Source organism: Actinomadura macrotermitis, from assembly GCF_009604375.1.
GTDB lineage: Bacteria > Actinomycetota > Actinomycetes > Streptosporangiales > Streptosporangiaceae > Spirillospora > Spirillospora macrotermitis.
Genome location: NZ_WEGH01000001.1, coordinates 2478366 through 2504856, shown reverse-complemented (window position 1 = coordinate 2504856; position 26491 = coordinate 2478366). Strand labels below are relative to the sequence as shown.

The 26491-nt window shown below is 73.5% G+C and carries 22 protein-coding genes and 1 pseudogene; 15 read left to right on the top strand and 8 right to left on the bottom strand.

Annotated features, from left to right (window positions below):
* Nucleotides 1–157: 157 nt before the first annotated feature.
* Complete coding sequence (locus ACRB68_RS11575) at nt 158–910, top strand: lipoate--protein ligase family protein (RefSeq protein WP_153532057.1); 753 nt, start codon at nt 158–160, stop codon at nt 908–910.
* Between the two features lie 277 nt (nt 911–1187).
* On the opposite strand, the gene ACRB68_RS42450 is transcribed toward ACRB68_RS11575, so the two are convergent.
* Nucleotides 1188–4115: a helix-turn-helix transcriptional regulator gene (locus ACRB68_RS42450; RefSeq protein ID WP_328594048.1), complete on the bottom strand. Its 2928-nt coding sequence runs from the start codon at nt 4113–4115 to the stop codon at nt 1188–1190.
* Nucleotides 4116–4154: 39 nt separating this feature from the next.
* Nucleotides 4155–5186 carry a CaiB/BaiF CoA transferase family protein gene (locus ACRB68_RS11565; RefSeq protein WP_153532056.1) on the bottom strand — a complete coding sequence of 344 codons (1032 nt, stop codon included), beginning with the start codon at nt 5184–5186 and terminating at the stop codon, nt 4155–4157.
* 122 nt (nt 5187–5308) lie between these two features.
* Here ACRB68_RS11565 and ACRB68_RS11560 point away from each other — a divergent pair, with 122 nt between their 5' ends.
* Nucleotides 5309–7036 carry an LLM class flavin-dependent oxidoreductase gene (locus ACRB68_RS11560; protein WP_153532055.1) on the top strand — a complete coding sequence of 576 codons (1728 nt, stop codon included), beginning with the start codon at nt 5309–5311 and terminating at the stop codon, nt 7034–7036.
* 81 nt (nt 7037–7117) lie between these two features.
* Here the strand turns inward: ACRB68_RS11560 and ACRB68_RS11555 are convergent, their stop codons facing one another.
* Entirely contained in the window at nt 7118–7933 is an 816-nt protein-coding gene (locus tag ACRB68_RS11555) for an alpha/beta fold hydrolase (RefSeq protein WP_153532054.1), read from the bottom strand.
* Between the two features lie 491 nt (nt 7934–8424).
* Between ACRB68_RS11555 and ACRB68_RS11550 the strand changes: the two genes are divergently transcribed.
* The 3 genes from ACRB68_RS11550 to ACRB68_RS11540 all read left to right on the top strand — a co-directional run bounded on the left by ACRB68_RS11550 (nt 8425) and on the right by ACRB68_RS11540 (nt 10860).
* On the top strand, nt 8425–9165 hold the full coding sequence (locus ACRB68_RS11550; protein ID WP_153532053.1) for a hypothetical protein: 741 nt from the start codon (nt 8425–8427) through the stop codon (nt 9163–9165).
* A gap of 70 nt (nt 9166–9235) precedes the next feature.
* Complete coding sequence (locus ACRB68_RS11545) at nt 9236–9739, top strand: SigE family RNA polymerase sigma factor (protein ID WP_153532052.1); 504 nt, start codon at nt 9236–9238, stop codon at nt 9737–9739.
* Nucleotides 9740–9744: 5 nt separating this feature from the next.
* Complete coding sequence (locus ACRB68_RS11540; RefSeq protein ID WP_153532051.1) at nt 9745–10860, top strand: hypothetical protein; 1116 nt, start codon at nt 9745–9747, stop codon at nt 10858–10860.
* A 4-nt stretch (nt 10861–10864) separates the two neighbouring features.
* On the opposite strand, the gene ACRB68_RS11535 is transcribed toward ACRB68_RS11540, so the two are convergent.
* Nucleotides 10865–11332: a DUF3237 domain-containing protein gene (locus ACRB68_RS11535; protein ID WP_153532050.1), complete on the bottom strand. Its 468-nt coding sequence runs from the start codon at nt 11330–11332 to the stop codon at nt 10865–10867.
* Nucleotides 11333–11504: 172 nt separating this feature from the next.
* On the opposite strand from ACRB68_RS11535, the gene ACRB68_RS11530 reads away from it, so the two are divergent.
* The 10 genes from ACRB68_RS11530 (at nt 11505) to ACRB68_RS11485 (ending at nt 20538) form a co-directional block, all read left to right on the top strand.
* Nucleotides 11505–12188, top strand: a complete 684-nt coding sequence (locus ACRB68_RS11530) for a Clp protease N-terminal domain-containing protein (RefSeq protein WP_153532049.1) — start codon at nt 11505–11507, stop codon at nt 12186–12188.
* 159 nt (nt 12189–12347) lie between these two features.
* Nucleotides 12348–13190 (top strand): alpha/beta fold hydrolase, encoded by an 843-nt coding sequence (locus tag ACRB68_RS11525; protein ID WP_153532048.1) that lies wholly within the window; start codon nt 12348–12350, stop codon nt 13188–13190.
* Between the two features lie 90 nt (nt 13191–13280).
* Nucleotides 13281–13685, top strand: a complete 405-nt coding sequence (locus ACRB68_RS11520) for a VOC family protein (protein ID WP_153532047.1) — start codon at nt 13281–13283, stop codon at nt 13683–13685.
* A gap of 153 nt (nt 13686–13838) precedes the next feature.
* Nucleotides 13839–14897, top strand: coding sequence for a hypothetical protein (locus ACRB68_RS11515; RefSeq protein ID WP_153532046.1), 1059 nt, complete (start codon nt 13839–13841; stop codon nt 14895–14897).
* A gap of 76 nt (nt 14898–14973) precedes the next feature.
* Complete coding sequence (gene deoC, locus ACRB68_RS11510) at nt 14974–15903, top strand: deoxyribose-phosphate aldolase (RefSeq protein ID WP_328594046.1); 930 nt, start codon at nt 14974–14976, stop codon at nt 15901–15903.
* Nucleotides 15904–15905: 2 nt separating this feature from the next.
* Nucleotides 15906–17336, top strand: a complete 1431-nt coding sequence (locus ACRB68_RS11505) for an aldehyde dehydrogenase family protein (RefSeq protein WP_153532044.1) — start codon at nt 15906–15908, stop codon at nt 17334–17336.
* Nucleotides 17329–18183, top strand: coding sequence for an aldehyde dehydrogenase family protein (locus ACRB68_RS11500; RefSeq protein ID WP_153532043.1), 855 nt, complete (start codon nt 17329–17331; stop codon nt 18181–18183). The genes ACRB68_RS11505 and ACRB68_RS11500 overlap by 8 nt, the downstream gene beginning before the upstream one ends.
* Nucleotides 18184–18267: 84 nt before the next feature.
* Entirely contained in the window at nt 18268–19299 is a 1032-nt protein-coding gene (locus ACRB68_RS11495) for a hypothetical protein (protein WP_153532042.1), read from the top strand.
* Nucleotides 19300–19378: 79 nt separating this feature from the next.
* Complete coding sequence (locus ACRB68_RS11490) at nt 19379–19624, top strand: DUF2630 family protein (protein ID WP_153532041.1); 246 nt, start codon at nt 19379–19381, stop codon at nt 19622–19624.
* Nucleotides 19625–19626: 2 nt separating this feature from the next.
* Nucleotides 19627–20538 carry an LLM class flavin-dependent oxidoreductase gene (locus ACRB68_RS11485; protein ID WP_153532040.1) on the top strand — a complete coding sequence of 304 codons (912 nt, stop codon included), beginning with the start codon at nt 19627–19629 and terminating at the stop codon, nt 20536–20538.
* A 54-nt stretch (nt 20539–20592) separates the two neighbouring features.
* Here ACRB68_RS11485 and argS read toward each other — a convergent pair whose 3' ends face one another.
* The 4 genes and pseudogenes from argS to ACRB68_RS11465 all read right to left on the bottom strand — a co-directional run bounded on the left by argS (nt 20593) and on the right by ACRB68_RS11465 (nt 26479).
* Nucleotides 20593–22356, bottom strand: a complete 1764-nt coding sequence (gene argS, locus ACRB68_RS11480; protein ID WP_153532039.1) for an arginine--tRNA ligase — start codon at nt 22354–22356, stop codon at nt 20593–20595.
* Between the two features lie 39 nt (nt 22357–22395).
* Entirely contained in the window at nt 22396–24747 is a 2352-nt protein-coding gene (locus ACRB68_RS11475) for an HAD-IC family P-type ATPase (protein ID WP_153532038.1), read from the bottom strand.
* Nucleotides 24748–24956: 209 nt separating this feature from the next.
* A pseudogene (plsX, locus tag ACRB68_RS11470) lies at nt 24957–25988 on the bottom strand (phosphate acyltransferase PlsX); the annotation flags it as partial.
* A gap of 80 nt (nt 25989–26068) precedes the next feature.
* Nucleotides 26069–26479 carry a hypothetical protein gene (locus ACRB68_RS11465; protein ID WP_328594045.1) on the bottom strand — a complete coding sequence of 137 codons (411 nt, stop codon included), beginning with the start codon at nt 26477–26479 and terminating at the stop codon, nt 26069–26071.
* Nucleotides 26480–26491: the final 12 nt, after the last annotated feature.

Sequence of the window (26491 nt, the reverse complement as noted above, 5' to 3'; positions counted from 1 at the left end):
GCCTGTGTTCGGCGCGGTGGGCCGATATGTTGCAGGAACCCGGCGCTGCCCAGGTCCGCCGGGTTTCGCCGATCCGCGGGCCCGTCCGGGCCGCGGGCGGCCCGGTCGCGGTGTCCCGGCCGGGCCGGCGCGCGGACGAGTGCGGGAGGCCGGCCAGATGCTGAGTGTGATCGTCGACGACACCCGGGACCCGGCGTGGAACCTGGCGCTGGACGAGGCCCTGGCCCGCGTCGCCGCCGTGCCCGCCCCCACGGGCCCGGCCGGCGCCGCCCGGGCCCGCCCGTTCCCGGTGCTGCGCGTCTGGCAGAACGCGCCGAGCGTCCTGGTGGGCCGGTTCCAGTGCCTGGCCGACGCCGTGGACCTGGCCTGCTGCGCCCACGACGGCGTCCGGGTGGCCCGCCGCGCCACCGGCGGCGGCGCCGTCTACACCGACTCGGGCACCCTGCTGTTCACGCTCGTGCACCGCGCCGCGCGGCAGCCCGGAACACGGCCCGACCTCGGCGCGCTCGTGGCCGCGGCCGTCGCGGGGCTCGGCCTGCCGGCCGCCGCGCTCGGGGACGGGATCGTCCAGTCGGCGCGGCTGCGCACCCGGCACGCCGAGCTCACCCACGTCGCGGTGCACGTCACCGACCTCGGCCCCTACGACCGCTCCTACCTGGCCGGGCCGCCGGGCGGGCGGCGCACGCTCGCCGGGCTCGGGCTGCAGGTGTCGCTGGACGCGGTCCGCGCCGCGGTGCTCGGCATGATGATCGAGCGGTACGGCATCGCCGCGACCCGGCGCCCCGACCCGCGCGAGCGGTCCCTGCAGGAGCACCTGCACGCGCGGCGCTACGGCGACCTCACCTGGCACCTGACCGGGACGCACGGCCCGCGCCACCCGGCCCGGCCGCGGCTGTACTCCGCGCACTGACGGCCGGTACCCGCCCGCCGGTGCCGGCCGGGCATGGGTATGCCCGGCGGGGAATTTAGGTATCCGGATCGGGAGGTCTCCCGATGCCGCCGGCCGCGGGGTGGCGCACACTGGGCAGTGGCCGGATGGTTCGCGGGCCGCCTCTCCGAGCGGAGAAGTACCGCGTACTCCGCGGACCGCGATTCGGAAGGCCAGCCACTGAAGTTCCCGTGTGGTCCGACGACCCGGTGGCAAGAGTCCGGGAGGGGAGACTCTTGCCGCCGGGTCCAGGGGACGCTCAGGGACGGGTGGCGGGTTCGAACAGCGCCAGGCGGCGCGCCGTGGCGGCGGCCTCGCCGCGGCTGGTCACGCCCAGCTTGGCCAGGATGTTCGACACGTGCACGCTGGCGGTCTTGGCCGAGATGAACAGTTCCTCGGCGATGTCGCGGTTGCTGTGCCCGGCGCTGACCAGCCGCAGCACCTCGACCTCGCGCGGCGTCAGCCCGAGCGGGCCCTCGCCGCCGCCGGCGCGGCGCGGACCGCGGACCCGGCGCGTCAGCTCGGCGAGCCGCTCGCCGAGCGGCGCCGCGCCGAGCCGGGCGGCGATGCCGGCGGCGGTGCCCAGCCGCTCGTACGCCCCGTCGTGGTCGCCCGCGGTGAGGGCGGACTGCGCCGCCCGCAGCAGCGCCTCGGCCTGCGGGTAGGGCCGGTCCAGCGCGGCCCAGGCCGCCGCGGCGGCGTCCCAGGCGGCGGGGTCGCGGCGGCCGCGCGCGTAGGCCGCCTCGGCCTCGAAGGCGCGCCGGAACGCCTCCTGCGCCGGGCCGCGCGCCGCCAGGCCCGCCGCGCGGGCCTCCAGGCCGGCCAGCCGGGACGGGTCGTCCAGCTCGGTGCAGGCGATCGCGCCGAGCAGCAGGACCGGCCAGGTGTAGCGGGCGTCGTCGGGCAGCCCGGTCTCCAGCAGCACCGGCCGCAGCGCGTCGAAGGCGGCGTCCGGCCGGCCCTCGGCGAGCAGCAGCTGCGCCTCCAGCCGGAGCGTGGCGAAGTAGTCCTGGGTCTTCACCCAGCGCAGCCGCACGTCCATGATCTCCTGGGAGCCCGCCAGGCGGGCCCGTGCCGTGGCCATGTCGCCGCGCAGCAGCGCCACCTCCCCGGCCAGCACCTCCAGCGAGGTGCGGATGGTGACCGGCGGGTCCTGCTCACGGGCGGTGCGCAGCACCTGGGCGGCCTCGTCCCAGCGGCCGAGCGAGACCAGCGGCTCGGCCAGGTTGATGCTGAGGAAGGTGCCCTCGGTGCGGGCGACGCCGAACTCGGCGGCCTGCGCGATGCCGCGCCGCGCCACCTCGGCGGCCTCGGCGTGCCGGCCGGCGCCCTCCAGGAAGTGCGACTGGATCACCGCGAAGCGCAGGATCAGCCGGTGCACGCCGGCGCGGCGCGCGGCCTCCTCGATGGTGCTGAGCGAGCCGAAGTCGTCGTCGTAGTCGATGTCGACGCAGAACAGGGTGATCCGGGCGTCGGCCTCGGCGGCGACGTCGCCGATGGCGGTGGCGATCTCCAGCGCCTCGGTGGCGGCGTCGCGGGCGTCGCCGATGCCGGTGGTGAGCCGCCCGTACTGGGCGAGGGTGCACAGCACCCGCGCGCGCACCGCCGTCCGCTTGACGGACAGGACCCGCACCGCCTCCTGCATGTCCTCGATGAAGCCGGGCCGGGCGAGCTTGTAGCGCATCCGGCCGCGCAGCTCCAGCAGGGACGCGCGCTGCCGGCACACCTCGGTGCCCGGGTCGTCGGGCAGGGCGCGCAGCGCGGCGGAGGCGAACTTGATGCCGCGCTCGTACTCGCCGGCGTCGTCGGCGGCCTTGGCGGCCTCCTCCAGCACCTCGGCGTGGGAGGCCGCGATGCGCTCGGCGCCGTCCGGCACCCGCTCCCACAGCTCCAGGACGCGCGACAGCATCGCCAGGCACTCGGCGTAGGCGAGGGCCTTGCGCGACTCGGCGGCGGCCCGCCACGCCGCGACCAGCGCCCACGTCGCGTCGTGCGCGGCGTGCCAGTGGTGGCTGATCTCCACCCAGAGCCGCCCGGGCGGGACCAGGCCCGGGTCCTCCTCCAGCGCCTGCGCGTACCGGGTGTGCAGCCGGGTGTGCTCGCCGGGCAGCAGGTCGTCGTGGATGGCCTCGCGGATCAGCGCGTGCCGGAAGGCATAGCCGTCGCCCTCCACCATCAGCACGTTGGCGGCGACCGCGGGCCGCAGCGTCCGGCTGAGCGCGGCGTCGTCCAGCCGCGACACCGCGGCGAGCAGCGGGTGCTCGATGCGGCTGCCGCCGACCGCGGCGTCGCGCAGCACCTCCTGGGTCTCCTCCGGCAGCCGCTGCACCCCGGCGAGCAGCAGGTCGCGCAGCGACTCGGGCAGCTCGCAGGCGACGGTGCCGTCGCTGTCCAGCAGCGCCTCGACGAACAGCGGGTTGCCCTCGCTGCGCCGGTGCACCAGGTCGACCAGGCCTGGCCGCGGCTCCTCGCCGAGGATCCGGCCGACCAGCTCGGCGACGTCGGCGCGGGCGAGGCGGGCCAGCTCCATCCGGCGGACCCGCTCCACCCGGCCGAGCTCGGCGAGCAGCGGCCGCAGCGGGTGGGCACGGTGCAGCTCGTCGGCCCGGTAGGTGACCACGATCAGCAGCGGCGCGGCGCCGGCGTTGCGGATGAGGAAGGCCAGAAGGTCGCGGGTGGAACGGTCCGCCCAGTGCGCGTCCTCGATGACCAGCGCGAGCGGGGCGCGCTCGGCGAGCCGCTCCAGCAGGATCAGCACCAGCTCGAACAGCCGGGCCCGCTCCTGGCCGGACGCCGCGTCGCCCTCGGGCTCGCCGAACTCCGGCAGCAGCCGGGCGAGGCCGGAGGTGTCGCCGCGCGGCAGCAGCTCGGCGATGCCGTCGATGCCGATGTCGCGGACCAGGCCGCGCAGGACGGTGGTGAACGGGGCGAAGGGCAGGCCGTCCGAGCCGAGCTCCAGGCAGCCGCCGGCGAGCGTGCGGGCGCCGTGATCGGCGGCGCGCGCGGTGAACTCGCGGATCAGCCGGGTCTTGCCGAGACCGGCGTCGCCGCCGATCAGGACCGCCCCCGGGGCGGCGCGCAGCGCGGCCTCCAGCTCGGCGAGCTCGGCGGACCGGCCGACCAGGACCGGGCTCATCACGCGGGTCGTCTCGGTCACGTGGGGCGTCTCGGTCACATGGGCTGTCACGTCCCAATCATGCCAGGAGGATCGGACAAATCGTGATGATTATTCGTCCCGCCAGCCCTGCCCGCGGTGCGCGTCCAGCTCGGCGACGGGCCCGGCGGGCAGCGGGGGATGCGCGGCGGTGCGCACCGGGCTGCCCACGGTGTCCCCGCTGAGCACGCCCCTGACCTGGAAGTGCTCGTGCGCCATCAGCTCGGCGCGCGACAGCAGCGGCGCGACGGGCGCCCCGGCGGCGGTGAGGCGGGCGACGGCGTCGTCGTGGGTGAGCCGGGCGACGGCCGCCGCGATCTCACCGTCCAGCCCCGCGACGTTCCCGAGCCGCTCGGCGAAGGGGACATCGGCGAGACCGGGCAGGTCCAGGGCCCGGCAGGTGGCGGCCCACAGGCGCTCCTCGGAGACCACGCCGATCGCGATGCGGCGGCCGTCCCCGGTCGGGTAGACGCCGTAGCCGGGGACGGTGCCGGGCCCGCGCGCCTCGGGGACGGTGCCGGTCCAGTTGGCGAGGACGTCGGCCATGCCGAGGTCGATCCGGTCGCCGATCCCGGTGGCGCGGGCCTTCAGGCAGCCCGCGGTGATCGCGAACGCGGCCATGGTCGCGGCGGCCATGTCGGCGACCGGCAGTTCGTCGGCACGGGGAGAGGCCGCGTCCGGGGGGAGGGAGGCGGTGTGGGCGCGGTAGTTGACGTCGTGGCCGGGGACGTCGGCGAGCGGGCCGTGCGCGCCGTATCCGGAGATCGAGCAGTAGACGAGCGCGGGGTTGCGCGCGCGCAGCGCCTCATGGCCGAGGCCGAGCCGGTCGGCGACGCCAGGGCGGAAGCCTTCGACGAAGACCTCGGCGGTCGCGGCGAGCTCCCGGCAGCGGCCGAGGCCCTCCGCCGACTTGAGGTCGAGCGCGAGGCTGCGCTTGTGCTGGTTGAGCAGGTCGAAGTGGCCGCGGAACATGCGCATGGGCTCGCCGCCGGGCGGTTCGACCTTGATGACGTCGGCGCCGAGCTGGGCGAGCAGCTGGGTGGCGTAGGGGCCGGGGCGCCACATGGTCAGGTCCAGCACCCGCAGTCCGTCCAGCAGCGCCATGGGCCGCCCCTTCCGAGATGATCGGCACCACCATGCTGCTGAAGCGAGCGCTTGGTCAAGTCATCGGGGGTTGTTGACGCGCCGTCCAAAGCGAGTGACGGTGGACGGGCGGACACAGGGAGGTGGGTGCGATCCGGTTTTCACTCTTCTACGAGCACCAGCTGCCGAGGCCGTGGGACCACGGCGAGGAGGCGCGTCTCTACCAGGACGCCCTCGACCAGATCGAGATCGCCGACCGGATCGGCTTCGACTACGTCTGGGAGGTGGAGCACCACTTCCTCGAGGAGTACTCGCACTCCTCCGCACCCGAGGTGTTCCTCGCCGCGGCGTCGCAGCGCACCAAGCGCATCCGGCTCGGGCACGGGATCGTCCAGCTGCCGCCCGAGGTGAACCACCCCGCCCGCGTCGCCGAGCGGATCGCGACGCTGGACCTGGTGTCGGGCGGCCGGGTCGACTTCGGCACCGGCGAGTCCAGCTCCAGCGCCGAACTCGGCGGGTTCGGGGTGCGGCGGACCGCCAAGCGCGCCGAATGGCAGGACGCCATCGACGCCATCACCCGCATGTTCGTCGAGGAGCCCTTCGCCGGCTGGGACTCGCGGCACGTGCAGATGCCGCCGCGCAACGTCGTCCCCAAGCCCGTGCAGAAACCGCACCCGCCGCTGTGGGTGGCGTGCTCGCGGCGCGAGACGATCGAGTTCGCGGCGCGCAACGGGATCGGCGCGCTGTCGTTCTCGTTCGTCGAGCCCGAGGACGCCGGCCGCTGGGTGCAGGAGTACTACCGGATCATCGAGTCGGACGAGTGCGTCCCGGCCGGGTTCGCCGTCAACCCCAACGTGTGCGTCGTGCTGCCGATGATGCTGCACGAGGACGAGGCCACCGCGATCGACCGCGGCATCGACGGCGCGCACTTCTTCGGGTTCGCGCTCGCGCACTACTACGGCACCACCCCGCACGACCCGGGCCGCACCAGCGTGTGGGACGAGTTCCAGGAGCACCGGGCCGCGCGCGGCTTCGACCGCGACCAGATCATCGCCAACGCCGAGGCGCTGAACGTCAACATCGGGTCGCTGCGCGGCGCCGTCGGCACGCCCGAGCAGGTCGTCGACCTGATCCGCCGGTACGAGGCGGTCGGCGTCGACCAGGTCTCGTTCGTCGTGCAGGCCGGGCCGAACCGGCACGAGCACATCTGCGAGGCCCTGGAGCTGTTCGGCGAGCAGGTGCTGCCGCGCTTCGCCGAGGGCCGCGAGGAGCGCGAGGCCGCCAAGGCCGCGCGGCTCGCGCCCGCGATCGAGGCCGCGCTCGCGCGCCGCGCCCCGGCGCGCGAGCTGCCCGCCGGGTACCGGATCGACGAGGAGGCCGAGACGGCGCGGGCGCGGCGCCGGCGGCGTCCGCGGGTGACGCCGGCGTCGGTGCGCGCAGAGCTGCGCGCGGCCGGCCGCAGGCGCGTCCAGCAGGGCTTCTACCGGCTGGTGCACGGCCGCTCCGACGCGCAGGTCGAGCGGCGGTTCGGCGCGCGGGCGCAGCGGGTCTTCTTCGGCGGGATGGCGCGCGCGTTCGACCCGGCGGTGGCGGGCGGGTTCGAGGGCGACCTGGAGTTCCGGCTGACCCGCGGCGACGGCCCGGCGACGGTGTGGACGATCCGGATCCGCGACGGCCGGGCGCGGGCCAGGGAGGGCGGCGCCGGCGCGCCCGCCCTGACGCTCACGGCGGCGACCGCCGACTTCCTGCGGGTCCTGGCCGGCGACGCCAACCCGGCGTCGCTGCTGATGGACGGCCGGCTGAGGCTGCGCGGCGACATCGAGCTGGCCCCGCGGATCAGCGAGATGTTCGGCGGCCCGTCGCCCTACTGACAAGGCGAGGTGCCCGTATCCCCCCGACGGACACGGGCACCTCGCTCTGGTGTGACGGCCCTCGGCCGCCCCAGGTTCGGGTCAGGACTTGATGAATTCCAGGAGATCGTCGTTCAGCTGGTGCTTGTGGGTGATGTACAGGCCGTGGCCGCCGGTCGGGTACTCCTTGTAGACCGCGCCCGGGACCAGCTCGGCGGTGCGCCGCCCGGTCAGCGCGACCGGCGCCGAGGCGTCCGCGGCACCGTGCACGACCAGCGCCGGGACGGAGATCTTCGCCAGGCCGGGCCGGTGGTCGGTGTGGTAGCCGCTCTGGAAGTACTGGGCGGTCGCCCACGGCGACGCCGACAGGCACTGCTGCAGGGTCAGCTCGATCTGCGACTCCGACACCTGGTTGCCGAGGTGGGTGGCGAACCAGATCTGCTTCTGCCGGGTGAACCAGTGCGGCCGGTCCTCCCGCCACTGCTTCAGGACGGCCTGCAGGGCGAACTCGGGCAGCCCGCCCGGGTTGTCGTCGGTGAGCTTCAGGAACGGGACGGTGGCCGACACCAGCGCCACCCGCGCGATCCGCTCCTCGCCGTGCCGGGCCAGGTAGCGGGCGGCCTCGGCGCCGCCCATCGAGTGGCCGACCAGGGTGACGTCGCGCAGGTCCAGGTGCTCGAGCAGGGCCGCGATGTCGTCGGCGGAGGTGTCCAGGTCGTAGCCGTCGCGGGGCCGGTCGGAGCGGCCGTGGCCGCGGCGGTCCAGGGCGATGCAGCGGTACCCGTTCTCCACGAAGAAGGGGATCTGGTACTCCCACATGTCGGCGTTCAGCACCCAGCTGGCCAGGAACAGGATGGGGGCGCCCTGGCCGTGGTCCTCGTAGGCGAGGCGGGTGCCGTCGGCGGTTTCGAAGTACATGGTTCCTGCTCCCTCGTTCGTGCTGATGTTTTGATCTTGTCGGAAACCCTCCTGAAGATCGATTACTTGTGGGGTAATGCCGGAGATGACTCCTGAACCCGCTCCCCGGACGTTCTCGCTCACCGAACCGCCGCTCTTCACCCGCCTCGCCTCCGCGCGCAGGGCAAGGAGGCGCACCTGGCCAGCCTGTCGTTCGGCTACCTGTACGGCCTGGACGCGCGGATCTGGATCGACGAGGACGTCGCCGAGATCACCCCGGACCTGACCTCCTGCGACCGGTACTTCCCCGAGGGGGCGCTGTCGCGGTGGCTGGCGCTGCACGGCGAGCCGTCCACCGTCTGCGCCTTCCCCCGGCCCGGCGTGCAGCCGCTGCGCGGGGCCTACCGGTACCTGGTCGAGCCCCTCGGCCTGGACGCGATCGCCGCACTGAACTCCGGGATCTGTCGGACTCGGCCGCTACGGTGCCGTCACCTCCACGAAGGGACGACGCCATGGGCACCTCGGCCGCATACCTGGCATTCCGCACCCCGGTCGACGGCCCTGAGCCGTTCCCCGGCCACGACCGCGACGCCGCGGCGACCGCCGGCTGGACCTACATCGCGGACCGCATCGAGAACTGCGACGTCCTGGAGGACGGGCTCGCCGGCATCCCCGGCCCGGCCCTGTCGGCGCTCGTCTGCGACAGCGACTACGCCCTGGTCACCGGCCACCTGAACGGCGAAGAGCAGTGGACGGCCTACATCAACCAGCACCTGGCCGACGCGCTGGAGGTCCCCACGCCCGACCTGCCCTCGGCCGAGGACGAGGACCTGCTCGACCGCATCACGGCCTGGGCCGGGCGGCCGGTGGACCGCGACCGGCTGCGCCAGATCTTCGCGACGCCCTACACCTTCGCCGACGACGGGCTGCTGGCCCTGGAGCAGCTGCTCGGCGTGATCTCACCCAAGGTCCGGCCCTTCGGCACCGACCAGCGGACCGACCATGAGATCAGCCTGTGGGCCCCGGCCGGGGAGACCGTGCCGGACGAGGTGATCGCCGAGATCGAGCGGGCGGTCCGGGGCGAGGCCTTTCCCAGCGACCCTGACGAGAACGGGCACCGGATCGTGTTCTTCGTGCCCAAGTCCGCCGATGCCGTCCCGGCGTTCGCGGCGGCCCTGCGCGCGTCCGGTCTGTCCCCGGCCACCAGGATCAACGGGGACGGCTGGACGACCTTGGCGGAACTCGGCCGGTAACGGGGCAACCTGGCGGGGGCCCGGCGGCATTAGTGAGGGCGTGAGGAACCCGACGGAAGGGCCGAGGCGCATGGGGAGACCGGGCCGGGACGAGGAGTACACGGCCTACATGACGGCCCGCCTTCCCTGGCTGCAGCGGGTCGCCTACCTGCTCTGCCAGGACTGGGACCGTGCCGACGACCTCGTCCAGACCACGATGACCCGCCTGTACGTGCACTGGCGGCGGGCCGGGTCGGTCGAGAACGTCGACGGCTACGCGCGGACCGTCCTGCTGCGCGTGTTCCTCGCCGAGCAGCGGACGGCGTGGTGGCGGCGCGTCGCCGTCGTCCGGGACACGCCGGACACCGCGCACGCCGACGCGCCGGCCGACCTGGACCTGCGCGCCGCGCTCGCCGCGCTGCCGCCGAGGCAGCGGGCCGCCGTGGTGCTGCGGTTCTACTGCGACCTGTCGGTCGAGCAGACCGCGGACGCGCTGAACTGCACCGCCGGGACCGTCAAGAGCCAGACCTCGAAGGGGCTGGCCGCGCTGCGCCGGGCCCTGGAGCCGGTCGGTGTCACCGTGGAAGGGGAGTGAGGGGCGTGCAGGACCTCAAGGAGCACCTGGAGCGCATCGCGGACACGCCGCGTGCGGACAGGCCGCCGGTCGATGTCGCCGCGGGCGCCGCACGGGGACGCCGCGCCCTGCGCCGGCGGCGGGCGCTCGGCGGCGCGGGCCTGGCCGCGGTGATGGCCGCCTCGGGGGCGGTGGTCGCGGTGCAGTCCCGCGACACCGCGCCGCCGCCCGTGACGCTGGCGGGGTCCGCGTCGAACCCGCTGATGCAGCGGGCCTCGTTCGGCTGGCTGCCGCCGGGGTATCGGGTGACGAGCCGCGAGGAGCAGCACGCCTACCACGGGTTCGGCCAGTTCGTCGCGGTCGCGGACGGCCCGGTCCGGTTCGAGTACGGCGCGATCACGCTGACGGCCGACTTCACCGGCCGGGAGCCGGAACTCGCCACGTCACCGGACGGCGTTCTGGAACGCCGCCACCGCACGTCCCCGGTCAACGGGCACCGCGCCTACTGGGCGATCCCGCCTGGCCGCTACGACCCCGAGTCGCGGCCGGTCGAACTCCGCTGGGAGTACGCGCCGCGGAACTGGGCCGTCTTGCAGGTCAGCGACAAAACGGTCGCCGACGCCGCGACGGTCCGCCGCATCGCCGAGTCGGCCACCCTCACCGGACCCCGGCCGACGAAGCTGCCGGTGCGGATCAGCGGTCTGCCTACCGAACTGCGGACGGCACCGGTCCGGCAGGTCAAGCTCACCGACCGGGCCCCCGTCGCCTTCTCGATGGGTTTCAGCGGTCCGGACGCAGCGATCAATCTCTGGACGGCACGGTCGCCTTCGCAGTACCTCTCGATGGTCGAGACCGGCCAGCCGATCGTCCCCAACACGCGGATCGGCGGCCGGCCGGCCTATGTCCGGCATGCGGTGCCCGACCCCATGGCCGAACGGCACCCCGAACTCGGTCCCGGCAGGTTCGGCGGCACCCGGGAAGTGCTCTGGGTGTTCGGGGTCGACGGCTTCGACGTCCAGCTCAGCGTCGCCACCAAGGACCTCGGCGTCCTCCGCCCGTGCGGCGGGCTCCTCGGCCTCTACCGCCGGATCAAGGTGCTCGGCCCCGATCCGGCGAAGTGGACGACCGCCCCCTTCGGGTGACCGGTCAGGCCAGGGCGTACATGCGGATGGCGACGGCGTCCTCGGCCACCGGGCGGGCGAGGCCGACGAAGACGGTCTCGGCGAGCCAGCGGTGCGCCGGCGCGTCCGTCCGGAAGGTGGGCGAGGTGCGGTAGTAGTGCCCCGCCTCGCTCACCTGCAGGTCGCCGTCGAACTGGTCGGGGCTGCCGGAGTCCTCGTGGTAGTAGCCGCGGTTGACGATGTCGATGACGGCGCCGTCCTCGGCCTGGATGAGGTAGCGGGCGTCGAGCTCGCAGACGCGGCCGCGGGTGTTCGACCAGTCGCCGCCGCCCGGCAGGACGGTCCCGCGCAGCCGGGGGCCGTCGACGGTGCCGCCGACGATCGGGGTGAACTCGGTCTTCTCGCCGTCCCCGTGCCCGACGTGCAGGCTGGGGGTGAGCTGGGCGCGGATCTCGAAGGCGAAGGTCAGCGCGGGGACGAAGGCGTCGGACATGGGGGGCTCCTGCGGGGTCGGAGTGACGTGGACTACACCGGCTTGACGGCAGGCTAGCCAGCGCGGGCCCGATGTACAACAGCGTTGTACATCAAAGTTGTACAACGTGCCCGCCTCGATTCAGCGTCAATCAAAGGTTGACGATCGCCGATCGTCAATCTACGGTTGACGCATGAGCCCACTCAACATCAGCCTCGCGGACCTGATCGCCCGTCTCGACGAGGAACTCCCCGACTCCGGGGACCTGTCCCGCATCAGCGAGGCGCAACTGCGCGCCCAGACCCTGGCCGACCTGGGAGAACAGCTCGTCGGCCACTACGTCGGCAAGGCCAAGCAGGCCGGCGCGTCGTGGAGCGAGATCGGCGAGGCCATCGGGGTGTCCAAGCAGGCCGCCCAGCAGCGGCACGCGCCCACCCCGTTCGAGCGGTTCACCGACCTGAACCGGCACGGCATCGTGCTGGCGCAGGAGGCCGCCCGGACGCACAAGCACGACTTCATCGGCACCGAGCACCTCCTGCTCGGCCTGCTCGGCGAGCCGCGAGGCCTGGCGTACGAGGTGCTGGTGGCCAAGGCCGGGTCGGAGCAGCGCGTCCGCGACGTGATCGAGGAGGCGTTGCCGCCGGCCGGGGAGAAGGCGCCGCGCGGCCACATCGCGTTCCGGCCGGAGAGCAAGGAGGCCATCGAGCAGGCGATCCAGGCGTCGGCCGACCTCGGCCACGACCGGGTCGGCACGGAGCACTCGCTGCTGGGCCTGATCCGCGTCGAGCAGAGCCCGGCCGCGCAGATCCTGCGCGACCTCGGCTTCACCTCCGACGAGCTGCACGAGACGGTCAAGGCCCGGAGCGCGAAGCAGTAACGCTCGGTGGCGGCACGCGGTCGGCGCCGACCGCGTGCCGCAACGGGCGCGGCACGTGGTTCCCGGTCCACCGCCGCGTGTGCGATGAGTTCGGCCGGTGGGCCGGGTCTGCCCTGGCATGATGCGAAACATCGACCCGCGACCTCTTCCGGTGATCCGATGACCACTGTCAACGTCAATGGGGTCGCCTTGGGCGTCGAGTCGTTCGGCGACGACGACGCGCCGCTCGTCCTGCTCGCGGGCGGGACGACGATGCTCTCCTGGCCCGACGCGCTGTGCGAGCGCCTCGCCGCCGGCGGGCGCCGTGTGGTGCGCTACGACCTGCGCGACAGCGGGGAGTCGACGACGGCGGATCCGGAGGCGCCCGCCTACACCCTGCGCGACCTCGCCGCCGACGCGGCGGCCCTGGCCGGCGCGCTCGGCGGGGGGCCTGCGCACCTCGCGGGGATCGGCGTCGGCGGGATGGTCGCCCAGGTGGCCGTGCTCGAGCACCCGGCCGCGTTCTCGGCGCTCACCCTGGCCGGCACCCGCCCGGTCGCCCCCGGCCCGCCCGACGCCGACCTCCCCGACCACGACCAGGCGACGATGGGCCGGATGTTCGCGCGTCCGATGCCCGACTGGGGCGACCGCGAGGCGGTCGCGGAGTTCGCCGCCGCCGGCGCGGAGATCCTCGGCGACGACCCCGACGCCGCGCGCGCGACCGCCGCGCGCATCTGGGACCGCACCCCCGGCACCGCGCCCCCGGTCCAGATGGCCAACCAGATGGGCCTGGTGTTCTCCAGGCTCGACTGCGCTCCCCGCTGGCGCGAACGCCTGCCCGGGATCGAGGTCCCCACGCTCGTCGTCCACGGCCGCCGCAACCGGTTCTTCCCCGTCGGCAACGGCGAGGCGATCGCGCGCGAGATCCCCGGGGCGCGGCTGCTCGTCCTCGACGAGGCCGCCACCGCGATCCCCGGCGCGGCGGCCGGCGAGGTCGCCGCGGCGATGCTCAAGCTCGGATAGCGCCCGGCTCTCGGTTCTGCCCGTGAGACCGCCGAACTCGTGGCCGGGACTCCGTACCGGCATGAAGGTCAACTTGCGATACTCGCCGCCATGAGTCCTGTCGTGCGCTACCTCATGATCGACTGTGTCGGCCACCCTCACTCGCTGGCGTTGTTCTGGAGCGAGGCGCTCGGCCGTCCGATCCAGGGCGCGGCCGAAGGCTGCTTCATCGACCTGCATGAAGGCGAATCAGGTTTGTCCCTGTTCTTCCAGAAGAGCTCCGCGCCGCAGCAGACCAAGGGCCGGCTGCACCTGCATCTCAACCCTGTCGAGGGGACCCTCGCCGGTGAGGTCGAGAGACTCGCCAGGCTGGGTGCCACAGTCGTCAGCAGTCACGCCCGGGGCTCCGACCTTGGCTGGGTGGTGCTGGCAGACCCGGAGGGGAACGAGTTCTGCGTCGACTCCAGCGATGCCGAAGTCTCTGCATTCCAGGACCGGTACCTGTCCGAAGGCTGATCCAGCCGCCGCGGATGGGCTCGGCGGCTGGTGCCGCCGTTGGAGGCCGGCGCTGACGAGCGGTGGCCTCGCGACCTCCCGTTCGCGGTGCCCGCGCCGTCTTCGCTGCCGTAAGCTGCGCGCTCCATATTGAACTTCGCAAATGGGGCGAAATTGAGCATAAAGCTGCACGGGGCCCTCGCCGGGCTGGTGGCCGGTGGGATCCTCGTCGCCGGGGCGGGCATCGCCGACGCGGCGCCGGGCTGGCGCATCACGGCCACGCCCGACAAGGCGGCGGGGCTGAGCGATGTCGCCGTCATCAGCGCCAAGGACGCCTGGGCGGTCGGCTACCAGAGCAAGAAGGGCGCCGGGAACGCGCTCATCCGGCACTGGAACGGCACGACCTGGAAGAACGTCGCCGTTCCGGCAGCCGCCAAGAGCGCTTATCTCAAGAGCGTGAGCGCCTCGTCGGGCAAGAACGTCTGGATCGGCGGCTCGGACGGGCGCGACAAGCAGTTCTGGCTGCGCTGGAACGGCAGGGTGTGGAAGGTCATCGTCGGTCCGCAGAAGGGCTCGTATCCCTTCGCGCCCAAGCTGCTGGCGCGCAGTGTGAAGGATGTCTGGTCCTTCTCCCGGCAGGGGGACGGCATCTCCCAGCCCGATGTCCGGCACTACGACGGCACACGCTGGTCCAAGGTCCGTGTCCCGGGGCTGATCAACGAGGTGAGCGCCCCCGCGGGCAAGGAGATCTGGGCGACGGGCTGGGTCAAGGGCAGCCGGGGCATGGAGGCCTCCGTCTTCCGCTGGGACGGGAAGTCCTGGAAGAAGCAGGCGCAGCCGCTCGGGGCTCGGTCCGGCGGCTCGCTCGACGGCATCGTGGCGCGTTCCGGCAAGGATGTCTGGGTGGTCGGCGGTAACGACGATCAGCGGGCGGTCGCCCTGCACTGGAACGGCAAGATGTGGAAGAAGGCGGCCGCGCCGGCCGTCAAGGGGAACATGGGCGAGCTGATCGATGACGGCGTCGGGGGCCTGTGGGCGCAGGCGCGCGGGCGCTTCTGGCACTACCGTTCCGGCAAGTGGACCTCCGCCGCCTTCCCGGCGCGGAGCGGCCTTGCGACCACGGTCGAGGCGCTGGCGCTGGTTCCCCGGACGACCTCGGTCTGGGCCGTGGGGGCGCTGGAGGACAAGCGCCAGGTGAGCCAGGCGTCCGTCGTGCTGAAGTACGGCAAGTAGTCGGTTTTGTCCTGATGTGACCCAAACGGGATTGGGTCGTTTTGTACAGGTGGCATGCGTGGGTGATGCTGGTGAGGTGTCAACGGAGACTCTCACCAGCGGCCCAGAGCTGCGCGCCTTCCTGCACGGGCTGCCCGGCGTCGACCAGGTCGGCGCCGACGAGCGGGCCGCGCGGCTGGCCACCCGGTCCATCAAGACGTCCGCCAAGGCCCAGGCCATCGACCTGGCGATCTCCATGGTGGACCTGACCACCCTGGAGGGCGCCGACACGCCCGGCAAGGTCCGGGCGCTGTGCGCCAAGGGCGCCCACCCCGATCCGAGTGATCCGGGGGTGCCCAAGGTCGCCGCGATCTGCGTCTATCCCGACATGGTCGCGACCGCCGCCGAGGCCCTGGCGGGCACCGGCATCGGGATCGCCAGCGTGGCGACGGCGTTCCCGTCGGGGCGCGCCCCGATGGAGGCCAAGCTCGCCGACACCGCGATGGCGGTGGCCGACGGCGCCACCGAGATCGACATGGTGATCGACCGGGGCGCCTTCCTGGCCGGCGACTACCTCAAGGTGCACGAGGAGATCGTCGCGGTGAAGCAGGCCTGCGGCGACGCCCATCTGAAGGTCATCTTCGAGACCGGCGAGCTGGTCACCTACGACAACGTGCGCCGCGCCTCGTGGCTGGCGATGCGGGCCGGGGCCGACTTCATCAAGACCTCCACCGGCAAGGTGGCGCCCGCCGCGACGCTGCCGGTGACGCTGGTGATGCTGGAGGCCGTCCGCGACTACCGCGAGCAGACCGGGCGGATGGTCGGCGTGAAGCCCGCCGGCGGCATCCGCACCACCAAGGACGCCGTCAAGTACCTGGTGCTGGTCAACGAGACCGCCGGGCCCGACTGGCTCACGCCGCAGTGGTTCCGCCTCGGCGCCTCCAGCCTGCTCAACGACCTGCTGATGCAGCGCCGCAAGCTCAGCACCGGCGTCTACTCCGGGCCCGACTACTTCACCCTGGACTGATCATGGACTTCGAGTACGCACCGGCGCCCGAGTCGCGCTCGGTCGTCGACATCCGGCCCTCCTACGGGCTGTTCGTCGGCGGCGAGTTCACCGGCGGCCACGGCGAGCCGTTCAAGAGCATCGATCCCAGCAACGAGGAGACCCTCGCCGAGATCGCGACGGCGGACGAGGCGGACGTCGACCGCGCCGTCAAGGCCGCTCGCACCGCCTTCGAGAAGGTCTGGGGCCCGATGCCGGGCCGCGAGCGCGCCAAGTACCTCTACCGGATCGCCCGGATCATCCAGGAGCGGTCGCGTGAGCTGGCCGTGCTGGAGTCGATCGACAACGGCAAGCCGATCCGCGAGTCGCGCGACGTCGACCTGCCGCTCGTGGCCGCGCACTTCTTCTACTACGCCGGCTGGGCCGACAAGCTCGGCCACGCGGGGTTCGGGGGCGACCCGAGGCCGCTCGGCGTGGCCGGGCAGGTCATCCCGTGGAACTTCCCGCTGCTGATGCTGGCGTGGAAGATCGCGCCGGCGCTGGCGTGCGGGAACACGGTGGTGCTGAAGCCCGCCGAGACGACGCCGCTGACCGCGCTGGTGTTCGCCGACATCTGCCGGCAGGCCGAGCTGCCGCCGGGCGTGGTCAACATCGTCACCGGCGCGGGGGAGACCGGCCGGCTGCTGGTCGGGCACCCGGGCATCGACAAGATCGCCTTCACCGGGTCCACCGAGGTCGGCAAGCAGATCGCGCGGACGGTCGCCGGCACCGGCAAGAGGGTCACCCTGGAGCTCGGCGGCAAGGCCGCCAACGTGGTGTTCGACGACGCGCCGCTGGACCAGGCCGTCGAGGGGATCGTCAACGGGATCTTCTTCAACCAGGGGCACGTGTGCTGCGCCGGGTCGCGGCTGCTGGTGCAGGAGTCGGTGGCCGAGGAGCTGCTGGCGCGGCTGAAGGCGCGGATGGCGACGCTGCGCGTCGGCGACCCGCTGGACAAGAACACCGACGTGGGCGCGATCAACTCGGCCGAGCAGCTGGCCAAGATCCGTGAGCTGTCGCAGGCCGGCGAGGCCGAGGGCGCGGGGCGCTGGTCGCCGCCGTGCGAGCTGCCGCAGCGCGGGTTCTGGTTCGCGCCGACGCTGTTCACCGGCGTCGCGCAGTCGCACCGGATCGCCCGCGAGGAGATCTTCGGGCCGGTGCTGTCGGTGCTGACGTTCCGCACGCCCGCCGAGGCGGTGGAGAAGGCCAACAACACCCCGTTCGGGCTGTCGGCCGGCGTCTGGACGGAGAAGGGCTCGCGCATCCTGTGGATGGCCGAGCGGCTCCGCGCGGGCGTGGTGTGGGCCAACACGTTCAACAAGTTCGATCCCGCGTCGCCGTTCGGCGGCTACAAGGAGTCCGGTTTCGGGCGCGAGGGCGGCCGGCACGGGCTGGAGGCCTACCTCGATGTCTGATCGTCTCTCGGTCCGCAAGACCTACAAGCTGTTCATCGGGGGCGCGTTCCCCCGGTCCGAGTCCGGCAGGTCGTACGTGGTGAACGACGGCAAGGGCCGCTTCCTCGCCAACGCCTCGCAGGCGTCCCGCAAGGACGTGCGGGACGCGGTCGGCGCGGCGCGCAAGGCGTTCGGCGGCTGGTCGGGCCGCACCGCCTACAACCGGGGCCAGATCCTCTACCGGGTCGCCGAGATGCTGGAGGGGCGGCGCGCCCAGTTCGTGGACGAGCTGCACGCCACCGGCCTGGCCAAGCCGGCCGCGTCCGACGAGGTGGACCGGGCCGTGGACCGCTGGGTCTGGTACGCGGGGTGGGCCGACAAGGTCGGCGCGGTGGCCGGGTCGGCGAACCCGGTGTCGGGGCCGTTCTTCAACTTCTCCACGCCCGAGCCGACGGGCGTCGTCGGGGTCGTCGCGCCGGACTCGCCGCTGCTCGGCCTGGTGTCGGTGGTCGCGCCGGTCATCGCGACGGGCAACACCGCGGTGGTGGTGGCGTCCGAGCCGGCGCCGCTCGCGGCGATCACGCTGGCCGAGGTGCTGGCGACGTCGGACCTGCCGGGCGGGGTGGTGAACCTGCTGACGGGGCGCCGCGCGGAGCTCGCGCCGTGGCTGGCCTCGCACATGGACGTGAACGCGATCGACCTCGCGGGCGTCGCGGCCGAGGACGTCCGGGAGCTGGAGGTGGCCGCCGCGGAGAACCTGAAGCGGGTGCTGCCGCCGGGAATTTCGGACTGGTCTGCGGAGCCGGGAACCGCCCGTTTGACGGCCTTTCTGGAGACGAAGACGGTCTGGCACCCCGTGGGCGTGTGATCCCAATATCGGCGAGGTGGGTGTAAACCGGCGCGCACTGTGGAATAGGCCCTGCGTAACTGATCGTGCACGGGGGGTAGATCAGTGGCCATCAAGACCACGACGCGCGCGACGTCCGGCCGTACCTCGGCCGGCCGCGCCGAAAGCAGTAGCAAGCGCAAGAAGGCCAAGGCGGCGAAGGCCAAGACCGTGAAGAGGACCAGCGCCGCCGCGACGACGGCGGCGCGGTCCGCGGTCAGCGCCCGCACCGACAAGCCCGCGAGCGCCCGCAAGTCCACGGCGGCGAAGAAGCCGGCCGCGGCGAAGGCGACCGCGAAGAGCAGGACGAGCGCGGCGAAGTCCGGCAGCGCCAAATCCAGCACCGCCAAGAAGACGACGGCGCGCACCGCCGCGTCGTCGAGCCGGGGATCGGCGGCGGCCACCAAGGTGACCGCCGCCGCCACCCAGGCCAAGGCGGCCGCCACCCAGATGAGGTCGGTGGCGACGAAGGCGAGCGGCTCGGTCAAGGCCATGTCGGCCATGACCAAGGCGATGGACGGCGCCACCAAGGCGATGGGCGACGCGGCCAAGGCGATGAACGCGGCCGCGAAGGTCATGACCACCGCCTCGGTCTCGGCCGTCAAGAAGGCCGCGCCCAAGAAGGCGGCGCCGAAGAAGGCGGCGCCGAAGAAGGCGGCGGCCAAGCCCGCGGCGAAGAAGACCGCCGCGAGCAGGCCGGCCGCCAAGAAGACCGCGGCCCGCAAGCCGGCCGCGGCGGCCAAGAAGCCGGCCGCGCGCAAGACGACGAGCGCCGCGTCCAGCCGGACCCGGAGCACCGCCACGGCGCGGACCGGCACGGCACGGGCGGCCAAGTCCCGCGCCACCACGGCGCGGGCGGGCACGGCGCGGGCCGGCACAGCACGAGCAGGCACGGGCCGCGCCGCGGCACGGGCCACCGCCGGGCGGCCCGCCGCCCGTAAGTCCGCCGACCGCAAGCCCGCGGCCCGAGCGGTGCCATCGGCACATCCGAGAGGAATCCGGCCCGGCACGACCTTCGTCGAGGCCAAGGCCGACGTAGGCTCGATGCGCAGTGTTCCGAACGGCGCGCTGACCGGAGTCGGCAGCGCCGGCTTCTAGAAGCCCGGCGCCGGCGAGGAGCCCCTTCCCCATGCGGGAACGGGGCTCTTTCGGAGGCCACCATCCAGCGGGAGGGTCCATGGACGACGAGCAGATCCTGACGAAGATCAACGACTATGTCGCCGAGGAGCAGGAGCTCCGCGGCCGGCTGCAGCGGGGCGAGCTGTCGCAGGCCGAGGAGCAGGAGCGGCTGCGGCGGGTCGAGGTCGCGCTGGACCAGTGCTGGGACCTGCTGCGGCAGCGCCGCGCCCGCAAGGACGCGGGGGAGAACCCGGCCGAGGCGCAGGTCCGCCCGGCCGGCGAGGTCGAAGGCTACCTGCAGTAGCCATGGTGGATCACGGATGGCCGCTGCGCTTCGGCCTCTTCCTGCCCCCCGAGGCCGGGGCGCCGCTGGTCGAGATCGCCCAGGAGGCCGACCGTTACGGGCTGGACCTCATCGGCATCCAGGACCAGCCCTACCTGCACGACCACGTCGACATGCTCGCGGTGATGGGCACCGTCCTCGCGGTGACCCGCCGGGTGCGGGTGTTCCCGGCGGTGGCGTGCCTGCCGCTCCGCCCGCCCGCGGCGCTGGCCAAGACGATGGCCGGCCTGGACGTGCTGAGCGGCGGCCGGGTCGAGCTCGGGCTCGGCGCCGGCGGGTCGCCCGACGGCATCGCCTCCTACGGCGGCCCGCGGCTGCGGACCGGCGAGGCCCGCGAGGCGCTCGCCGAGGCGGTGCAGATCATCCGGATGCTGTGGAGCGGGCAGCACGGGCTGGACCACGACCGCGGGCAGTACCGGCTGGAGGGCGCGGTGCCCGGCCCGGTGCCCGCGCACCCGATCGGGATCTGGCTCGGGGTGTCGGGGCCGCGCTCGCTGGAGGTGGCCGGCCGGATCGCCGACGGCTGGGTCGGCACGACGCGGTTCGTCCCGCCGCACCGGCTCGCCGCGGCACTGCGGCGCCTGGACGAGGCCGCGCTGCAGGCCGAGCGGCACCCGGCGGAGCTGCGCCGGATCTACCAGCTGCACGGCCGGATCGACGAGAGCGGCTCGCGCGGCTTCCTGTACGGGCCGGTCGAGCAGTGGGTCGAGGAGATGAGCATGCTGGCCCTCGGCTACGGCATCGACTCGTTCCTGTACGCCGGCGACCCCGACCGGCTCGGCACGTTCGCGCTGGAGATCGTCCCGGCGGTGCGCGAGCGGGTCGCCCGGGAGCGCGCCGCGTCGGCCCGCGGGCGCCGGCCGGTCCTGCAGTGAGCGAAAGGGCCGGCCCGCCGGGCGTTCCCGGCGGGCCGGCCCCGGCCGGTTCCGCTACATGCGTTCGGGCACCGGCACGCCGAGCAGGTCCAGCCCGGTGGTCAGGACGCCGAGCGTCGCCGCGCAGAGCGCCAGCCGCGAGTCGCGGGTGGCCTCGTCGGGGGCCTTCAGCACCGGGCAGTTCTCGAAGAACGTGGTGAACGCGTCGGCGACCGCGTAGACGAACCCGGCGAGCTTGTGCGGCTCGGCGGCCTCCCCGGCCTGCTCCAGCACCGCGCCGAAGCTCAGCAGCTGCAGCGCCAGCGCCCGCTCGGCGGGCTCGCCGAGGACGATGCGGCCGGTCGCCGACTCCGGCGCCACCCCCGCCCTGCGGAAGATCGAGCGGATCCGCGCGGTGGCGTACTGCAGGTAGGGGCCGGTGTTGCCCTTGAAGGCGATCATCCGGTCGAAGTCGAAGATGTACTCGCTGTCCAGCGACACCGACAGGTCGGCGTACTTGACCGCGCCGATCCCGACCTTCTCCACGATGTCGGCGCGGGTGGCCTCGTCGAACGGGGTGTCGCGCTCGATCGCGTCGAACTCCTGGCCGGCCCGCTGCACGGCCTCGTCCAGCAGCTCGGCGAGCTTGACGGTGCCGCCCGCGCGGGTGCGCAGGATCTTGCCGTCGGTGCCGAGGACGTTGCCGATCTGGGCGTGCTCGGCCCGCACGCCCTCGTTCAGCCAGCCGGCCATCCGGGCGACCGCGAAGACCATCTGGAAGTGCAGCGCCTGCGGCGCGCCCACCACGTAGATCATCCGGTCGACGTGCTCGGTGTCGACCCGGTACCGGATCGTGGCCAGGTCGCTGGTGGAGTAGTTGTAGCCGCCGTCGCGCTTGCGGATGATGACCGGCAGCGGCTCGCCCTCGCGGCCGGTGAAGCCGGGCGGGAACGCGCAGAGCGCGCCGTCGCTGACGACGGCGATGCCCTTGTCCTCCAGCTCTTGGACGGTCGGGGCGAGCAGGTCGTTGTAGAAGCTCTCGCCCTTGATGTCGTCGTCGGTGAGGGAGATGCCGAGCCGCTCGTAGACGGTGTTGAAGTAGCGCTTGGACGCCTCGACCAGGACCGTCCAGAGCCGGATCGTCTCGGGGTCGCCGGCCTGCAGCGCCACCACCCGGTTGCGGGACCGGACGGCGAACGCCTCGTCGCCGTCGAACTTCTGCCGGGCGGCCTGGTAGAAGGCGGTGAGGTCGCTGACGGAGGAGTCGTCGCGGGCGGCGGCGTCCTCGCCGAGGTCCAGCAGGTGCTCGATGAGCATGCCGAACGGGGTGCCCCAGTCGCCGACGTGGTTGTCGCGGATCACCTCGTGGCCGAGGAAGTCCAGGATCCGCGCGATCGCGTCGCCGACGATCGTGGTGCGCAGGTGGCCGACGTGCATCTCCTTGGCCACGTTGGGCGAGGAGTACTCGACCACGACCCGCTGCGGGTGCTCGGCGCGCGGCACGCCGAGCCGCTTGTCGGCCAGCAGCGCCTGGGCCTGCGCGGCGATCCACGCGTCGTCGAAGGTGAAGTTGATGAAGCCCGGGCCGCTGACCTCGACGCCGGAGGCGACGTCGGCGACGTCCAGGTGCGCCAGGATCTCCTCGGCGACCGATCGCGGGTTCTGCTTCTCGCCTCGCTCCTGCTGGAGCCGCTTGGCCAGCGGCAGGGCCACGTTGGCCTGCAGGTCGGCGAACTGCGACGGCCGGATGACCGGGTCGGTGTTCGCGTACGACGGTCCGAAGGCGGCGCTCAGCGCGTCCTGGACACGGGTGGCGAGTACGAGTTGCGGATCGGGCATGGTCCAAGGTTATCGGCGCCGGGACGCTGGGCAGGTCGATTATCTGCCCTGGGCGCGGCCGAAACGGGCGTCCCAGCGCAGGACGAGCACGAGCAGCACCCCCGCCACCGCCGAGATGGCCAGCGCGATGACGTCGTTGCGCAGGTTGTCGGGCCGCAGCGCGAAGAAGTGCCGCAGCCATGGCACCGCCAGGACGACCAGGAACGCCGCGCCCATCGCCGCGACCAGGCCGAGCCGCCACCAGTTCCACGGCCGCGCGATCAGCAGCAGCACCCACAGGGCCAGCGCGAACAGGGCGAGGGTCGCGGTCGTGCTGTCCTCCTCGAACGCGGTGGCGGGGTTGGCGGCCGCCAGCCGGTACCCGGCGAAGGTGGCGACGCCGCAGGCGATGCCCGCCGGGATCGCGAACCGCAGCACCCGCGGGACGAAGCCCGTCCGGGCCCGCTCGGAGTTCGGCGCGAGGGCGAGGAAGAACGCCGGGACGCCGATGGTGAGGCTGCTGATCAGGGTGAGGTGGCGCGGCAGGAACGGGAAGCGGATGTGCACCAGGCCGACCAGCACCGCCAGGATGATCGAGTAGACCGTCTTGGTCAGGAACAGGTTCGCCACCCGCTCGATGTTGCCGAGCACCCGGCGGCCCTCGGCGACGACCGAGGGCAGGGTGGCGAAGCTGTTGTCCAGCAGGACGACCTGCGCGACGGCGCGGGTGGCGCCCGACCCCGAGCCCATCGCCACGCCGAGGTCGGCGTCCTTGAGGGCGAGGACGTCGTTGACGCCGTCGCCGGTCATCGCGACCGTGTGCCCCTTGGCCTGCAGCGCCTTGACCATCGCGCGCTTCTGCTGCGGGCCCACCCGCCCGAACACCGAGTTGCGCTCCATGGCCTCGGCCAGTTCGGCGGTGTCCTCGGGCAGGCTGCGGGCGTCCACCGGGTGGCCGGCGCCGGGCAGGTCCAGGGCGCGGGCGATCGCGCCGACCGACGCCGGGTTGTCGCCGGAGATGACCTTGACCTGGACGCGCTGCTCGGCGAAGTAGCGCAAGGTGGCGGCGGCCTCGGGCCGGACGCGCTGGCGCAGCGCCACCAGCGCCGCCGGCTCCGCGCCGCCGAGCGCGTCCGGCGCGGCGAGCGAGCCGTCCGGCACCCGCGCCAGGGCGAGCACGCGCAGCCCGGTGGCGCCGATCTCCTCGGCCCGCGCGCGGGCCGGGTCGCCGGCGGCGAGCAGCACGTCGGGCGCGCCGAACACCCAGGAGCCGTTCCCGTCGAACTCGGTGCCGCTCCACTTGCGGGCCGAGGAGAACGGCACCGTGCCGGTGGCCTTCCAGCCCGGGTCGGGATCGGCCAGCCCCTCCTGGACGGCCCGCATGGTCGCGTTCGGGTCGTCGTCGGCGGCGGCCAGGGCGGCGAGCGCCCGCCGGCCCGGCAGCGCGTCCGACAGCACGACCACCTCGTCCAGGTCCATGCCGGGCTCGGTGAGCGTGCCGGTCTTGTCGACGCAGAGGACGTCCACGCGGGCCAGGCCCTCGATCGCGGGCAGCTCCTGCACCAGGCAGCGGCGCCGCCCGAGCCGGACGACGCCGACCGCGAACGCGATGCTGGTCATCAGCACCAGCCCCTCGGGGATCATCGTGACGACGCCCGCGACCGCGCCGACGACCGCGTTCCCGACGCCGCCCGTCGCGCCGAACTGGCTGGCGAACAGCAGGATCGCGATCGGCACGATCAGCCAGGTGACGTAGACCAGGAACCGGTTGATGCCCGACATCAGCTCCGAGTGCGACAGCGTGAACCGGCTCGCCTCCTCCACCAGCCGGGCGGCGTAGGCGTCCCGGCCGACCTTCGCGGCGACGAAGCCGCCGCTGCCGGCCACCACGAAGCTGCCCGACTGGACCGGGTCGCCGGGCGCCTTGCGCACCGGGTCGGCCTCGCCGGTCAGCAGCGACTCGTCGACCTCCAGGCCGCGCGAGTCCGCGACCGCGCCGTCCACCACGATCCGGTCGCCGGTGCCGAGCAGGATCAGGTCGCCGAGCACCACCTGCTGCTGGGCCACCTCGGCGTCGGCGCCGTCGCGGCGGACGGTGACGGGCGTCTCGCCGATGACGGCGAGCCGGTCCAGGGTGCGCTTGGCCCGCACCTCCTGCACGATGCCGATCGCGGAGTTGGCGACGATGATGCCGCCGAACAGCCCGTCCTGCCACGCGCCGAAGATCATGACGAGCACGAACAGGGTGCCGATCAGCGCGTTGAAGCGGGTGAGCACGTTCGCCCGGACGATCTCGCCGACCGACCGGCTGCTGCGCCGCGGCACGTCGTTGACCTGCCCGGCCGCGACCCGCCGCGCCACCTGCGCCGCGGTCAGGCCGCCCGCAGGGGTCGCCTGTGCATCCGTCACCATGCCCCCGTCCCGGGGATCTTCCCCGTGATCGCCGGCGGCAACCCTCAGGAGTCGGCGGGCGGCTCCGGCGCGGCCTCGGCGAGCCGGTCGGCCGCCTCGGGGGTCGGCCGGACGACCGGCGGCGGGGCGGCGGCCGGCGGGGCCTCCTCGGCGGGCCGGTCCGCCGGCTTGTCCGCCGGCCTGTCCTGCTTGTCGCCCTCGCGGTCGTTGTGCGTCCAGCGGCCGAACCGGGAGGTGCGGGTCGCGGCGACCTGCTCGCGGATGCGGTCCACGATCCGCCCGGCCGCCAGCTCGTGGGCGAGCAGGCACGCCGAGGTGATCGCGCGGGCCTGCGCCGCGCCGTGCGCGATGACCACGGTGCCGTTCAGGCCGAGCAGCACGCCGCCGCCGTAGGTGTCGGAGTCGAACCGGTCGCGCAGCGCCTGCAGCCGGCGGCGCTGCAGCAGCGCGCCGACCTTGGCGGCGGGGGACGCCGTCATCGCCGACCGCATCTCCGCGAACGCCATCCGGACGGTGCCCTCCATCGTCTTCAGCGCCACGTTCCCGGTGAACCCGTCGGTGACCACGACGTCCACGGTGCCGCGCAGCAGGTCGTGGCCCTCCACGTTCCCGGCGAACTCCACGCCGTGCTGCCCCGACGCCAGCAGTTCGTGCGCGCGCCGGGTGACCTTGTTGCCCTTGCCCGGCTCGGCGCCGATCGTCAGCAGCCCGACCCGGGGCTTGGCCAGGCCGAGGCGGACCTGGGCGTAGGCGGTGCCGAGCGCGGCGAACTGCACCAGCGTCTCGGGCTTGACGTCGGCGGTCGCGCCCGCGTCCAGCAGCACCGTCGGGCGCGGCTCGGTCGGCAGCGTCACCGCGATCGCCGGGCGCAGCACGCCCTGCTGGCCCTTCAGCCGCAGCCGCGAGGTGGCCACCACCCCGGCGGTGCTGCCCGCCGACACCAGCGCCGACGCCCGCCCCTGCTTGATCAGATGGCAGGCGATGGCGATGGACGAGCGCGGCTTGCGCCAGCTGGCCAGGGCGCCCTCGCCCATGTCCAGCGCCTCGTCGGCGTGCACGATGGGGATCTCGCCGGCGATGCCGTGCCGGTCCAGCTCGGCCCGGATCCGCGGCGCCTGCCCGACCAGGATCAGCCGGACGCCGTGCTCGCGCACCGCGCCCACCGCCCCGGCGACGACCTCCTCGGGGGCGTGGTCGCCGCCCATGGTGTCCACGGCCACCGGTGCGGCGGGGCGGGCCATGGCGACTCCTGCGGGCGGACGGACGAGGTCGGCCGCACGGCGCGCGGCTCAACCGAATCGTAGGTCGTCCTTTGGGCAGGTCAGTCCTTGCGCCGGCAATCGGTCCCCAGGCAGCGGGCGTTCTGCACCACCGGGCCGCCGTCGACGAGGATGGTGTACCACTGCTTCCGCGTGGCCTCCTCGCCCGACCCGAGCACCTGCACGCTCTTGTTGTCGGCGGTGCGGCCGGTGCACGAGGCGCGCATCTTCTCCTTGTTCCAGCCGGGGACGTCCTGGCAGGTCAGGCCGCCCTCCAGGGTGATGCCGCGGCGCTGCAGCTCGGCGGTGGCGGCGGACGGCAGGCCGTTGCGCAGCTGCCGCTGGGTCTCGTAGTGCAGTTCCTTGTCGCTCCCCACGGTGAGGTAGGCGACGGCGGCGGCGAGACCCGCCACCAGGATGGTCGCGATGCCCAGGATCAGGGCTTTGGTACGGGTGAGCTTCACAGCGGTCACATCACCCGAGAA

What these genes read in the sequence shown, in the direction of transcription:
- ACRB68_RS11575 (WP_153532057.1), top strand. Translation starts at nt 158, where the DNA reads ATGCTGAGTGTGATCGTCGACGACACCCGGGACCCGGCGTGGAACCTG.
- ACRB68_RS11565 (WP_153532056.1), bottom strand. Translation starts at nt 5,186, where the DNA reads ATGGCGCTGCTGGACGGACTGCGGGTGCTGGACCTGACCATGTGGCGC.
- ACRB68_RS11555 (WP_153532054.1), bottom strand. Translation starts at nt 7,933, where the DNA reads ATGTACTTCGAAACCGCCGACGGCACCCGCCTCGCCTACGAGGACCAC.
- ACRB68_RS11550 (WP_153532053.1), top strand. Translation starts at nt 8,425, where the DNA reads ATGGGCACCTCGGCCGCATACCTGGCATTCCGCACCCCGGTCGACGGC.
- ACRB68_RS11545 (WP_153532052.1), top strand. Translation starts at nt 9,236, where the DNA reads ATGGGGAGACCGGGCCGGGACGAGGAGTACACGGCCTACATGACGGCC.
- ACRB68_RS11535 (WP_153532050.1), bottom strand. Translation starts at nt 11,332, where the DNA reads ATGTCCGACGCCTTCGTCCCCGCGCTGACCTTCGCCTTCGAGATCCGC.
- ACRB68_RS11530 (WP_153532049.1), top strand. Translation starts at nt 11,505, where the DNA reads ATGAGCCCACTCAACATCAGCCTCGCGGACCTGATCGCCCGTCTCGAC.
- ACRB68_RS11525 (WP_153532048.1), top strand. Translation starts at nt 12,348, where the DNA reads ATGACCACTGTCAACGTCAATGGGGTCGCCTTGGGCGTCGAGTCGTTC.
- ACRB68_RS11520 (WP_153532047.1), top strand. Translation starts at nt 13,281, where the DNA reads ATGAGTCCTGTCGTGCGCTACCTCATGATCGACTGTGTCGGCCACCCT.
- ACRB68_RS11505 (WP_153532044.1), top strand. Translation starts at nt 15,906, where the DNA reads ATGGACTTCGAGTACGCACCGGCGCCCGAGTCGCGCTCGGTCGTCGAC.
- ACRB68_RS11500 (WP_153532043.1), top strand. Translation starts at nt 17,329, where the DNA reads ATGTCTGATCGTCTCTCGGTCCGCAAGACCTACAAGCTGTTCATCGGG.
- ACRB68_RS11490 (WP_153532041.1), top strand. Translation starts at nt 19,379, where the DNA reads ATGGACGACGAGCAGATCCTGACGAAGATCAACGACTATGTCGCCGAG.
- ACRB68_RS11485 (WP_153532040.1), top strand. Translation starts at nt 19,627, where the DNA reads ATGGTGGATCACGGATGGCCGCTGCGCTTCGGCCTCTTCCTGCCCCCC.
- argS (WP_153532039.1), bottom strand. Translation starts at nt 22,356, where the DNA reads ATGCCCGATCCGCAACTCGTACTCGCCACCCGTGTCCAGGACGCGCTG.
- ACRB68_RS11475 (WP_153532038.1), bottom strand. Translation starts at nt 24,747, where the DNA reads ATGGTGACGGATGCACAGGCGACCCCTGCGGGCGGCCTGACCGCGGCG.